Origin of the sequence: Streptomyces sp. P9-2B-2, assembly GCF_030406865.1 — a bacterium.
Taxonomy (GTDB): Bacteria; Actinomycetota; Actinomycetes; order Streptomycetales; family Streptomycetaceae; genus Streptomyces; species Streptomyces platensis.
The window spans coordinates 5,068,434-5,080,561 of record NZ_CP129126.1 but is presented as its reverse complement, the minus strand read 5'-3'; the positions used below and the strand labels follow the sequence as shown (position 1 = coordinate 5,080,561).

13 protein-coding genes are annotated in these 12,128 nt (G+C 70.0%); 8 read left to right on the top strand and 5 right to left on the bottom strand.

Features of this window, described 5'->3' with window-relative positions:
• Positions 1 to 112 precede the first annotated feature (112 nt).
• The 5 genes from QT196_RS22290 to QT196_RS22270 all read left to right on the top strand — a co-directional run bounded on the left by QT196_RS22290 (position 113) and on the right by QT196_RS22270 (position 4,235).
• On the top strand, positions 113 to 1,312 hold the full coding sequence (locus QT196_RS22290) for an NAD(P)/FAD-dependent oxidoreductase (RefSeq protein WP_290355533.1): 1,200 nt from the start codon (positions 113 to 115) through the stop codon (positions 1,310 to 1,312).
• Between the two features lie 229 nt (positions 1,313 to 1,541).
• A complete protein-coding gene (locus tag QT196_RS22285; protein WP_018090024.1) occupies positions 1,542 to 1,676 on the top strand; it encodes a lasso RiPP family leader peptide-containing protein in 135 nt (44 codons plus the stop codon).
• Positions 1,677 to 1,712: 36 nt separating this feature from the next.
• Positions 1,713 to 3,551, top strand: coding sequence for a lasso peptide isopeptide bond-forming cyclase (locus QT196_RS22280; protein ID WP_290355532.1), 1,839 nt, complete (start codon positions 1,713 to 1,715; stop codon positions 3,549 to 3,551).
• A complete protein-coding gene (locus QT196_RS22275; RefSeq protein ID WP_168480704.1) occupies positions 3,529 to 3,786 on the top strand; it encodes a lasso peptide biosynthesis PqqD family chaperone in 258 nt (85 codons plus the stop codon). Before QT196_RS22280 ends, QT196_RS22275 begins: the two co-directional genes overlap by 23 nt.
• On the top strand, positions 3,783 to 4,235 hold the full coding sequence (locus tag QT196_RS22270) for a lasso peptide biosynthesis B2 protein (protein ID WP_290355531.1): 453 nt from the start codon (positions 3,783 to 3,785) through the stop codon (positions 4,233 to 4,235). Before QT196_RS22275 ends, QT196_RS22270 begins: the two co-directional genes overlap by 4 nt.
• A 75-nt stretch (positions 4,236 to 4,310) precedes the next feature.
• Here QT196_RS22270 and QT196_RS22265 read toward each other — a convergent pair whose 3' ends face one another.
• A complete protein-coding gene (locus QT196_RS22265) occupies positions 4,311 to 5,024 on the bottom strand; it encodes a TioE family transcriptional regulator (protein ID WP_211117402.1) in 714 nt (237 codons plus the stop codon).
• Between the two features lie 102 nt (positions 5,025 to 5,126).
• Between QT196_RS22265 and QT196_RS22260 the strand changes: the two genes are divergently transcribed.
• Positions 5,127 to 6,302: an erythromycin esterase family protein gene (locus QT196_RS22260; RefSeq protein WP_290355530.1), complete on the top strand. Its 1,176-nt coding sequence runs from the start codon at positions 5,127 to 5,129 to the stop codon at positions 6,300 to 6,302.
• Positions 6,303 to 6,458: 156 nt separating this feature from the next.
• Here the strand turns inward: QT196_RS22260 and QT196_RS22255 are convergent, their stop codons facing one another.
• Complete coding sequence (locus QT196_RS22255) at positions 6,459 to 7,109, bottom strand: response regulator transcription factor (protein WP_168480700.1); 651 nt, start codon at positions 7,107 to 7,109, stop codon at positions 6,459 to 6,461.
• Positions 7,106 to 8,242 carry a histidine kinase gene (locus QT196_RS22250; RefSeq protein WP_248001260.1) on the bottom strand — a complete coding sequence of 379 codons (1,137 nt, stop codon included), beginning with the start codon at positions 8,240 to 8,242 and terminating at the stop codon, positions 7,106 to 7,108. Before QT196_RS22250 ends, QT196_RS22255 begins: the two co-directional genes overlap by 4 nt.
• Positions 8,243 to 8,373: 131 nt before the next feature.
• On the opposite strand from QT196_RS22250, the gene QT196_RS22245 reads away from it, so the two are divergent.
• Together QT196_RS22245 and QT196_RS22240 are read left to right on the top strand one after the other, a co-directional pair.
• Complete coding sequence (locus QT196_RS22245; RefSeq protein WP_248001259.1) at positions 8,374 to 9,126, top strand: methyltransferase domain-containing protein; 753 nt, start codon at positions 8,374 to 8,376, stop codon at positions 9,124 to 9,126.
• Positions 9,123 to 9,758 (top strand): DedA family protein, encoded by a 636-nt coding sequence (locus tag QT196_RS22240; RefSeq protein ID WP_290355529.1) that lies wholly within the window; start codon positions 9,123 to 9,125, stop codon positions 9,756 to 9,758. The genes QT196_RS22245 and QT196_RS22240 overlap by 4 nt, the downstream gene beginning before the upstream one ends.
• A gap of 236 nt (positions 9,759 to 9,994) precedes the next feature.
• Here QT196_RS22240 and QT196_RS22235 read toward each other — a convergent pair whose 3' ends face one another.
• Positions 9,995 to 11,851, bottom strand: coding sequence for an ABC transporter ATP-binding protein (locus QT196_RS22235; RefSeq protein ID WP_290355528.1), 1,857 nt, complete (start codon positions 11,849 to 11,851; stop codon positions 9,995 to 9,997).
• Positions 11,852 to 11,958: 107 nt separating this feature from the next.
• Complete coding sequence (locus QT196_RS22230; protein WP_290355527.1) at positions 11,959 to 12,075, bottom strand: class III lanthipeptide; 117 nt, start codon at positions 12,073 to 12,075, stop codon at positions 11,959 to 11,961.
• Positions 12,076 to 12,128: the final 53 nt, after the last annotated feature.

The following is a 12,128-nucleotide window of genomic DNA, read 5'->3' as shown; positions in this document are numbered from 1 at the left end:
GACCGTCCGGTAATAACGACACAATGACGCGGCGATTGCCGCCCTCCCTAACGTCCTGATCAGGAACTCGGCCCGCCTCACCGCGGGTCACGAGCGGGTCAGGGAGTCGACTGTGTACGACGTCATCGTGGTCGGGGCGCGCTGCGCCGGTGCTTCTACGGCCATGCTCTTCGCACGTGCCGGATACCGGGTGCTGATGGTGGACCGCGCCGAGTTCCCCCGGGACACGCTCAGCACGCTCTACATCCACCAGCCCGGGGTGGCGCTGCTGCGGCGCTGGGGAGTGCTCGACAAGGTGATCGCCACCGGCTGCCCGCCGCTGGACCGGGCGGTCTACCGGATCGCGGACATCCGTATCGAGGGGTGCTCGATCCCGGTCGACGGCCACCGCGCGGCATACGCCCCGCGCCGCTATCTGCTGGACGGGATCCTCGCGGACGCCGCGGTCGCCGCGGGCGTGGAGTTCCGCCAGGGCTGCGCCGTCACCGACGTGCTGTCCGACGACGAGGGCCAGGCCACCGGGGTGCGCTGCCGTACCTCCGACGGCGGGACCACGGAGGAGCACGCCCGCCTGGTGGTCGGCGCCGACGGGATGCGCTCCCGTTTCGCCACCATGGTCGACTCCCGCGTCACCACCGAGGACCCGCCCGCGACCTGCGCCTACTACACGTACTGGGAAGGCGTCACCGACCGCTTCGAGCTCTACGAGGCACCGGGCCGCTGGGTCGGCACCGTGCCCACGAACGACAACACCACGCTGATCGCGGCGTACTTCCCGCAGTCCGAGTTCGAGCGGGTCCGCAAGGACGCGATGGGCGCCTACCTGGAGGCGGTCCGCAGCACGGCCCCCGAGCTGTACGCGAAGATCGCGTCGCAGACCCCGCTGGAGCGGCTGCACGGCACCGGCGACCAGCGGAACTACTTCCGCGAGGCGGCCGGGCTCGGCTGGGCCCTGGTCGGGGACGCCGGCCACCACAAGGACTCCATCACCGCCCGCGGTATCACCGACGCCTTCCGCCAGGCACAGCTCCTGGTGGACTGCGTCGGCACCGGTCTGCGCGACCCCGAGACGCTGCTCGACGGGCTGGAGGAGTACGCCTACCAGCGCGACGAGATCCTCATCGACGCCTACCACTCGACGCTCTCGGTGGCGGCCCTCGAAGTGGCCGAGCACCGGCTGTCCATGCTGCGCACCGTCGCCGGGGACCAGGAGCTCATGGACCGCTACTTCGCCACGCTGGCCGGCGTGATCGGGGTGGAGGAGTTCTTCACCCCGGAACTGCACGCACGGCAGGAACTCACGCACCCCTAGGAGCCCGCCGATCCGGCGCGCTCCCCACCCACCTCCGTCCGGCAGCGGCCCGTTCGCCTCACCACGGGCGCCGCACCGGACGGCTGCTGAAACGTCGTGCCCCGCACCCAGCGGGACACGCACAGGCACCCCCGCCGGGATCAACCATCCATGCGATCAAGACCCCGGCAGAGGTGCCGACTCACCGCAGGTGGCGCGTGACCACCTGCTTTCACTGAAGGAGGCTGAGATGGAAGAGCAGAACGAGCTGTCCACCGTGGAGCCCTACGCCGCCCCGATGCTGGTCGAGGTCGGCGAGTTCAACGAGGACACCCTGGGCTTCATCGGCTGGGGCAAGGACATCTTCGGCCACTACGGCGGCTGAACCGTCCCGTCCCTGATCACTCTCAGGAGTAGGTAGATGACCGGTACCGGATTCGTGGTCCTGCCGGACACGGCGGCCGCGGCCGAGGCGCGCGCGGTGACGCCCTGGGCGGCTCCGCGGGTGCTCTCGCATGCGTCGGGGCGGCCGTGGCTGGTGGGCAGCTGGTCCCCCGCGCAGATGCGGGTGGCCACCGCGGGCCCGGTGCAGGTGGTGGTGGCCGGGGTCTGCCCGGTCACCACCACCCGGTTGTCCGAACTCACCGCGCGGATACGGACGGTGTCCGACGTGGACGCGCTGGCCGCCGCCCTGCCGGGCGCCTGCCATGTGGTGGCCTCGGTCGGCGGACAGGTCCGCGTCCAGGGCAGCCTGACCGGACTCCGCCGGGTCTTCCACACCCGGATCAACGGGGTGGACCTCGCCGCGGACCGGGCCGATGTGCTCGCCGCGATGACCGGCGCCGGAATCGACACCGGCGCCCTGGCCGTCCGCATCGCCTGCGGCGGCCTCCTGCCCGCTCCGCTCGCCGACCAGCCCCTGTGGACCGGCGTCACCGCCCTGGAACCGGACCACTGCCTGGTCTGGGACCGCGAACGGGCCCGCGCACTGCGCTGGTGGCGGCCGCCCGCCCCCGAGGCCCCGCTGTCGGCAGGCGCGGAAGCCGTGCGGGACGCGCTCACCACGGCACTGCACGACCGTGCGCCCGACGAGGGCCGGCTGAGCAGCGACCTCTCCGGAGGCATGGACTCGACCTCCCTCTGCTTCCTCGCCGCCCGCAACACGCCCGATCTCCTCACCTTCCGATGGGGCGAGGCCGAGGCGGGCAACGACGACGCCGCCTTCGCCACCCAATCCATCAGCGTCCTCGACCGCGCCGAACACCTCGTGGTGCCCCCCGGCGACCTCCCGCCGCTGTTCGCCGACCCGGACGCCCTCATGGACACCGAGGAGCCGTACCCCTTCGTCCGCACCGCGGCGCGCACCCGGTACACCGCACAGCTCCTCGCCGACCGCGGCGCCCGCCGCCACCTGGCCGGCCACGGCGGCGACGAACTCTTCACCCCCTTCCCCGGCTATCTGCACCCCCTGCTCCGGCGCCATCCGCTCACCGCGCTCCGCCACGTCCGCGGATACGCCGCCCTCAAACGCTGGCCCGTACTGCACACCCTGGGCGCGCTGCTGCGCCCCGGCGACGAAGCGGCATGGTGGCGCGCCCAGGCCGAGCACCTCACCGACCCGCCGCTGCGCAAGCGCCGGCCCAGCCTCGGCTGGGGCCTGTGGCCGCTGCGCGCACCGTCCTGGGCCACCGGCACCGCCACCGACGCGGCCCGCGAAACACTCCGGCGGACCGCCGACCGGTCCCGCCCCCTCTCCACCGACCTGGGCCAGCACCAGACCCTGGTCGCACTGCGCACCAGCGCCCCCTGGTACCGCCTGCTGGCCCGCCCGTTCGCCGAGGCCGGAGTGCAGCTGGACTCCCCGTTCTACGACGACCGGGTCGTGGAAGCCGTCCTGGGCGTCCGGGTGCCCGAGCACGCCGGCCCGTGGCGCTACAAGCCGCTCCTGGCCGACGCGATGCACGGCATCGTCCCCGCGAGCGTGCTGGGCCGCGGCACCAAGGGCGAGTTCAGCGACGAGGCCGGCACCGGGCTGCGCCGCAACCTCCCCGCGATCCTGGACCTGTTCACCGATTCCGCCCTGGCCACCCACGGCCTGATCGATCCCGCCGAACTGCGCACCCAACTGCTCTCGCCCCAGGCCGACAACGCCATGGGCATCGCACTGGAACCCCTGATCGGCTGCGAACTCTGGCTGCGCGCCGCCACCCGCCCCACCCCTGCTTGGAGGTCCGACGATGCCCGTACGCCTGCACCCTGACGTGGTGGCCACCGACACCGACGACGGCACGGTCCTGCTCAACGAACGCACCGGCCGCTACTGGCAGCTCAACGCCACCGGCGGCCACGTCCTGCGCCAACTGCTCGACGGCCACGAGGCCACCCGGATCGCCGCCGAGGTCGCCGACCGGCACCGGATCGACCACCAGCGGGCCGAGCTCGACGTGGCCGCGGTGATCGAGCAACTGCGCACCGCGCAGCTGGTGATCGCGTGAGCCTGCCCGTCGCCCTGTCCGAACGGCGCAAGCTCCCGCTGCACCGCCGCCTCGTCCCCCTGCTCGCCGTCGGCATCGCCCGCCTGCTGGCCAAGGCCACACCCGCCCGGCTGCGCACCGTCCTGGAATTCGCCCGCCGCGGCGCACCCCCGGCCACCCCCGACCAGGCCCTCGCCGCCCGCGACGCCGTCGTCTCCGTCAGCCTGCGCTGCGCCGGCCAGGGCTGCCTGCAACGCTCCATCGCCACCGCCCTCCTCTGCCGCGCCCACGGCTCCTGGCCCACCTGGTGCACCGGCATCCGCACCCACCCCTTCGCCGCCCACGCCTGGGTGGAAGCCCACAACCAACCCATCGGCGAACCCCACCCCAAGGGCCACTACAAACCACTGATCGTCATTCCTGCGGTGGGGGCTGGGAGCGGCGGCTGCGAAGATCCCGCCGCTGCCTAGCAGTTACGGTCCGGGCGCTGCTGATGCCTCTACGGATACGGGCGCGGGTCCACGTCACCCAGCGGGCGCCAACGCTCACCGACCGGCAGCCTGCCGCTGGCCCAGATACCGGCTCAGGTGAGTGGCGGCGTCGAGCATGGCCAGGCCCCGCGCGGTGAGCTTCTGCCGCCAGTCGTCCAGGGCACCGGCCAGGGTGTCGGTGCCGCCGGCCGTGCGGATCTGCTGCACCACGGTCGCGATGTGGTCCAGCGGATAGCCCCCGCGCCTGAGGAGGTGCGCGAGCTCGGCGTCCCGGATGTCACCGGCGTGGAAGAGGCGGTATCCGGTGCCGGGGTCCCGTGCGGGGGTGACGATACCGGCGTCCTCCCAGTTCCGCAGGGTTGCCGGGGTGACGCCGAGCCTGCGGGCGAGTGCCCCGACCGTCCGGGGCGCACGGTCCGCCGCGGCGGCCGTAGCGGCGCCGGGCTCCCCCATCAGGTGCTCCACCGCGCTCCGCACCGCATCGAGGGTGTCCCGGTCACGGGCCAACTGGCTGTGCCCGCGGTCGATGAGCGCCAGGGCGTCGCCGATTCCGTTCGCGTGGACCGCGTTCATGATCTGGCCGGCCGCCGCGTGGCCGTACCCCGGGATGAGCGCGAGGTAGGCGCGGAGCGCCGCCGCATGCACCTCGGTGTAGATCCGGTATCCGCTGCGGGTGCGCTCAGCGGGCGGCAGGCACCCGTCCCGCTCGTAATTGCGGACCGCCTGGGTCGAGATGCCGTGCTCACGCGCGAGATCAGCTGGCCGCATACCTCTCACCTATTTGAGACTTCACCCCAGACCTTAGCCCACCACTCCACGACCAACCCACCACAACCCTCAACCGTTCTTTCAAAGATACGCTTGAGGCTCATGACCCAGGACATTCATGACTTCGTGCCCGCGTCAGGTGACCTGCTGGCGCTGGGTGAACCGACCCACCAGGAACCGGCCTGCGGGCGGGTCCGCAACGAACTGTTCGCTCAACTGGCCGGCCACGGCTTCCGGTCGATCGCCCTGGAGACCGATCGCATCGCCGCGCTCACCGTGAACGACTTCGTCCAGGACGGAGCCGGAGACCTCGACACCGTGATGCGCGAAGGCTTCTCCCACGGCTTCGGAGAGCTGACGCCCAACCGGCAACTGATCCTCTGGATGCGCGAGTACAACCGGAACCGGCCGCCGGCGGAACGACTGACCTTCCACGGCTTCGACGCCCCGCTGGAGACCACCAGCGCCCCCAGCCCACGGCGCTACCTCACCTACGCCCGCGACTATCTGGGCCTGGACCTCGACCTCGACGGCCTCATCGGCGACGACACACGATGGAGCCGCACGGAGGCGGTCATGGACCCGGCCATGTCGCCCGGCGCGACGGCCGAGGCCGAGCAACTCCGCACCCTCGCGAACGACATGCTCACCACGCTCTCCCTGCGCGCCCCGGAACTGATCGCGGCCACCTCACACGCCGCGTGGTCCCGGGCCAGGACCCACCTCACCGCCGGTCTCGGCCTGCTCCGCTACCACCAGCAGTCCGCCCAGCCCCTCGACCAGAGCGCCCGTATCTCCCGCCTGTCCGCCACCCGCGATGCGCTGATGGCCCAGAACCTCCTCGACATCCGGGACACCGAGGCCCAACGGGGCGCGACCCTGGTCTTCGCCCACAACACCCACCTCCAGCGCAACCCGAGCCACTGGTCCTCGGACACCCTGGACCTCAACTGGTCCGGCGCCGGCGCCCTCATCAGCCCACTGCTGGGCGAGCGCTACACCTTCATCGCCGGCAGCCTGGGCCGCAGCGAAGCCCTCGGCCTCCACGAACCCGCCCCGGACACCTACGAGGCCTCCCTCCAGCCCCACACCACCACCTGGAGCCTCACCGCCCCCACCACAATCCCCCCAGCCCACACCCGCACCGATACCACCCCCACCCAGGGCTACTTCCCCCTGACCCAGGCAACCCTCGACGCAGCCGACGCCATCCTCCACATCGACGCGGGCCCGGCATCAGCGAACGAGCCCACCGGGACGCCCGCCAGCACACCCTGACCGCATGCCCTACGCCCCCGGGGGCCTCGCCGCATGGTCGGCCCCCGAGCATGAGCCAGTCCGCTACCGCACGGACGCTGTCGGAGTCTCACTCTTCTGCGATTGCTCCATACGCTTGCCGACCATCCACCGGCGTGTGGGTGGTTCGCGGCGGCTTCAGCGCGTCAGCCCAGCGTCCTTGGCGCACAGCGCAGCCTGCACCCGATTGTCCACCTCAAGGGCGGCCAGAATGCGGCTGACGTGCGCCTTCACCGTGCTCTCCCGCATCCCCAGACCTGTGGCGATCTCAGCGTTGGATGCGCCGCCGGCAAGGAGCCGGAGCACGTCGGTCTCGCGCGGTGTCAAGCGCTCCATCCGGGCCCGGGCGGCGGCCGAGGCGCCGTGCGCCGTGTGGTGATGGTGCGCGATGAGTCGTCTCGCAGCAGAGGGGTGCAGCATCGCTTGCCCGTCGGCGACGACCTCGACGGCCCGGATGATCTCCGCAGGATCGGTGTCCTTCAGCAGGAAGCCGACCGCGCCGGCGGCCAGCCCGTCGTAGACGTACTGGTCCAGGTCGAACGTCGTGAGCATCACGACCTTGGGCGGCTCAGACAGCGCGCTCAGCCGCCTGGTGGCCTCGATACCGTCCATGTGGGGCATCCGCACGTCCATCAGCACGACGTCCAGGCACTGCGCGGTGGCCCGTTCGAGGGCTTCCCGGCCGTCGGAGGCCTGTGCGGCAACGGTGATGCCGGGGGCGTCCTGAAGGATGTCGGCGAGCGCCAGCCGCACCAGGCCATCGTCGTCGACGATCATCGTCCGGATCACGCCGCCCCCCTGCTGCGCTGGTCGTCGAGCGGGATTGTGGCGGCCACCCGCCAACCTCCCGACCCCGTAGGACCGTACTCCAGATGGCCGTTGAGCGCGGTGACCCTCTCGGCCAGTCCGACCAGGCCGTAGCCGGACCCCTCGGCCGCGGCCTCGGACGAGGCTCCGGCCGGGTTGCGGATCACCACCGTGGACCGCGGCGGGCCGTAGCGCACCTCAAGCTGTGCGGTAGCTCCGGCGGCGTGCTTACGGGCGTTGGTCAGGGCTTCTTGTGCAAGTCGGTGAATGGCGAGCCGATGGCTGGCCGGTACGGAGTCGGGGTCGCCCTCAACGACCGCTTCGATCTGCTGTCCGGCCGCCCGCCCCTCGTCGATCACCGTCGAGAGTTCCGGCAGACCGGGTACCCGTGAGGCCGGTGTCTCCCCGGCGTCGTGGCCGCGCAGCACACCCAGTACGTCCCGCAGATCGCCAAGCGCGTCGGTGGACGCAGTGCGCAGCAGGCCGATCCGGTTGGCCACCGGCCCGGGCAGGTCGGCGGCCCGCTGCTTGAGGGCACCGGTGTGCAGGGCGATGACCGTGAGCCGGTGGGCGAGCACATCGTGCATCTCGGCGGCGATCCGGGTGCGTTCCTCCAACCTGGCCTGTTCGGCGCGGAGTTCGCGCTCCACCCGCAGGCGGTTGACCTGTTCGGCAAGCGAGGCGACGTGCCGACGGCGGTTGCCCGTCCACAACCCGATGACCACCGCGAGCAGCAGCACTAGCAGCGGCCCGTATTTACGGGTCAGCCACAGGCTGTTCCCCGGATGCGCCAGCGAACTGCCGACCATCGCGACCACCACGCACACCCCCTCGAAGACGAACCGGCCCCGGGAGACGCGATAGAAGAGCACGACCAGCAGTGGGAAGAACAATCCCAGTAGCACCGCGCCGACTGTGGTGCTCACTATGGCGAGCACTGGCTTGCGGCGTCGCAGCAGGATCGGGATGGTCAGCGCCACGGCCACCCCGACGCGGGGGCTGAGCAGTGTGCCCCCCGCGCCTACATACGCCTGTTGCACCGTTCCCGCTCCGACGACGCAGATCATCAGCGCCTCGGCCCACCACGGCCAGGCCTGGCCTTTCCCCTTGTCCACCAAGTCAGCATAGGTTCGCACCGGCCTTGTCACCTCGCCTAGTTGACGGGATTCACCCCCTACTTTCGTACGGGGTGGCCGCGGCAGAACGGCCGATGGAACAGGTTCGGCCGCTCCCTAGCGTGGTGAGCATGAACCAGACACCGGCTACTACCGCAACCGCTCCCGCGATCACCACCCTGACCGACCCTCGACAGCGCAATGGCGCCGTCGCGTTCTTCCGGGAGGCCGCCCGTTCCAGGCAGACCACCGGCGCTGTCGCCCCGAGCGGCTCGCCGCTCGCCCAGCGGCTCGCCGCGCCGCTGCCTGCCCCCAGCGGCCGCAGCCCACTGCGGGTCCTGGAAGTCGGCGCGGGTACCGGTACGGTCACCCGCGCGCTGGCCGAGCGCATCGGGCCGGGCGACCGGCTGGACACCGTTGAGATCAACCCCCGGTTCGTACAGCTGCTCACCGGGGCGCTACGGACGGACCCAGTGCTGGCCAGCGCGTCCGAGCAGATCCGGATCGTCCCGGAGTCGATCTGCCACACGCCGCTGCCCGTGAACAGCTACGACATGATCGTCTCTTGTCTGCCCTTCATGAACTTTGCCCCCGACATGGTCCGCTCCCTACTGGAGCGGTACATGGCCGCCCTGGTCCCTGGCGGGCATCTGACGTTCTTCGGCTATCTCGGCACGCTGTCCCTACGGACCCTGTTCGCCCAGCGCGCCGAGGCTGCCCGGTACCGCGCGGTGGCGGCCGTATTGGCCGAGTTCTCCGCCCGCTACGGCGGGGACGGCGGCAGCGTCGTATGGCGCAACCTGCCGCCCGCCCGAGTTTCACACCTGAGGGCACCCCAGCCGTGTGCAGACGTCGCGGACTCGGCTTCTTTCGTTCAGCGATGACGATGACGCCCGGAGACCTGCTGACGACGGTGCCGCCACCAGCCGCCTACCCCGTGATCACCGCGCTGGTGGTGCTGGAGTCGGTGCTCTTCCTCGGCCCGTTCGTGCCCACCCTCGGACTGCTGCTGGTCGCGGGCGGCCTGGCGTATACGGGCACGCTGACACTGCCCGCCGTCATCGCTTGCGCCGCGGCCGGCGCCGTCGTCGGGGACTTCCAGGCGCACCGGATCGGACACCGGCTCGGCGACGGCCTGCGCACCGGCCGATTGACTCGCCGGATACCGGGACCGGCCTGGGACCGGGCCTATGCCGCGATCCGCCGCCGCGGCCGCCCAGCCCTGCTGGTCTGCCGCTTCATACCACTGGTCCGCACCCTGGCACCGCATGCGGCCGGCGCCGCCGGGATCCCCTACCGCCGCCTGGCCCCGATCAGCGCGACGGCGGGAGTGGCCTGGGCCTGCACCGAGACCGGCGTCGGCTACGCCGCCGCAGCGTCCTGGAGCCAGCTCCCCGGCAGTCAGGACGTTGTGCTCACGGTAGGTGCCGTCGCAGTCACACTGTTGCTCGCACTCGGCATACGGGCCGTGGTGACATGCCGCCGGTCCAGCGGTGTGACCCGCGGCGACGAATAACACCCGGCACCGGGGTTCCGTACTCGTCCTCACTCCTGACAGAGGTGCGCGACCACACACCACATCTGGCAGTGATCGACATTCGCCTGCCGCCAGGGTTCAAGAGACGAGGGGATACGCGCGGCCGTGACGTTGCGGCAGTGGTCTCGGAGGCGCCGCAGGCGAGACCGTCATCGCCCCGGGGATCGTCCGTCGGCTGCTGGGGCGGCGCCACGTGCTGGCCGTTCTGGCCCATCTCAAGCAGTGACGCCGACCGCGCGACCAGTGCCCGTCGCCATATCACCGAACTGCGTGCGGTAGAGAGAGGCATAGAGCCCATTAGCTGCCAGCAGCTCCTCATGACTGCCGCTCTCGGCAACGCCGCCATCCCGCAGCACAAGAATCCGGTCAGCCCCACGCACGGTGGACAGGCGGTGCGCCACAATCAGCGCCGTGCGACCGTGCAGGGCTCGCGCCAGCGCCTGCTGGACCCTTTCTTCCGATTGCGAGTCGAGATGCGCGGTCGCCTCGTCGAGCACCACGATCCTCGGATCCTTCAGCAACAGACGGGCAATCGCCAGCCGTTGTCGCTCACCGCCCGAGAGATGATGCCCGCCCTCACCGACCACGGTGTCCAAACCCTCGGGCAAGCGCTGCACGGTGTCCCAGACCATGGCCGCCCGGCAGGCGCATTCACATGCCTCATCGGTGGCGTCGGGAAGCGCGTAGGTGAGGTTGGCCCGCAGCGTGTCGTGGAAGAAGTGACTGTCCTGCGCCACCACTCCAATGGCATCCCGTATTGATTCCTGGGTGACGGTGCGCAGGTCGTGCCGGCCGATCCGAACAGTGCCACTCACCGGGTCGTACAGCCGGCACACAAGATTGACCAGAGTCGACTTACCTGCACCTGACGGGCCGACCACGGCGAGGGTCCGGCCGGCCTCCACATGTAGATCGACGCTCTGGAGAATGTCCCGTTCCTCTGCATCAACCGGTGCTTCCTTGTCCAACGTGCCGAGGCTGGAACCTGGCGACGCTTGATGGCGAAAGCAGACATTTTCGAAAGTGATGGACGTGCTCTCCGGGGGCAGTTCTATCGCCGTGGGGCTGTCCTGGATGTCGGGAGCAAGGTCCAGAACCTCAAAGATGCGCTCGAAGCTGACGACAGCAGCGGTGACATCGGCGCGAGTCTGGGAGAGAGAGGTAATGGGCCCGTAGAGACGAGCCATCAGGGTGACCATGGCCATGAGCGTGCCCACGGTGATGCCGCCGTCGACCGCCAAGAGCCCACCTGCCAGATAGACCGCGACGGTTCCCATAGCCGCCAGCCAGGAGACAGTGAGCGCCAGCACTGCATTGGTAACGGTCAACCGTATGCCGGCATCGCGCAGCCGCCTGCCGCAGCGCTCGAAGCGCTGGATCTCGGCCTCGGGCCGGCCGTAGAGCTTGGCGAGAACCGCCCCCTGGCTACTGAACCGCTCGGTCGTGAAGCTCACGAGTGCGGCGTTGTCCGTCAGTTGCCTCCGGTTCAGCTTGCGCATCCGTCTGTTGAGAACCCGGGCCGGCAGCAGGCATGCGGGCACCAATATGCAAGCCAGAAGGGTGATCTGCCAGGACAGAAAGACCATGGTGACCGCCACCGCTACGAGCGCTACAAGATTCGATAGCAGAGTGGACGCGGTAGTAGTGAAAGCCCTTTTAGCCCCCAGGACATCGGAATCGAGGCGAGCAACAAGGCTTCCGGTTGGCACCCTGGTGAAGAAGGAGACAGGCATGCGTTGTACGTGGGAAAAGGCACGCTGCCGCAGGGTCAAGGTCATGCCCTCCCCGATGCAAACGGCCAAACGCCGCTCGAAAAAGGTCACCACCGCAGTGACAGTCGCCAACGCTACGAGCTGCACGACCAGCTCGATGATCCGTTCCTTGTCCTGCCGCAACACCCCCTCATCAACGATGCGTTGGGTGATCAGCGCCGGCAAAACTATCAGCGCCGATTCGAGCAGCACGAGGAAGAAGAAACCTATGAGGCGGCTGCGGAAGGGCGCAGCAATTTCTGCGATCCGGCGCCAAGTGCCCGGAGCCCGCCCCCCTTGGCCCTGCTGCCTGTCCTCCATTGCCTCTCCTTTCAGATACCGCGGCATCCTGGGCCGACCGCCGTAGTCGGAAACGACGTGCGGGGCGGCTTTCGCCGCCCCGCACTCATCCGATCTCAGCCAGTCACTCAGCAGAAGAGGCTGATGCCGCTGGTGTCGTTGCAGTGTGCGCTGTTGCCGGAGCCCAGAGCGACGACGTCCTCGTCACGAAGCTCCAGAGACTGCAGGTCAAGAATGTTCGCCATGATGACGCTCCTTGATTGGTGCGGGGCCAAGACGGCCCCATGGTGGGTGTTAA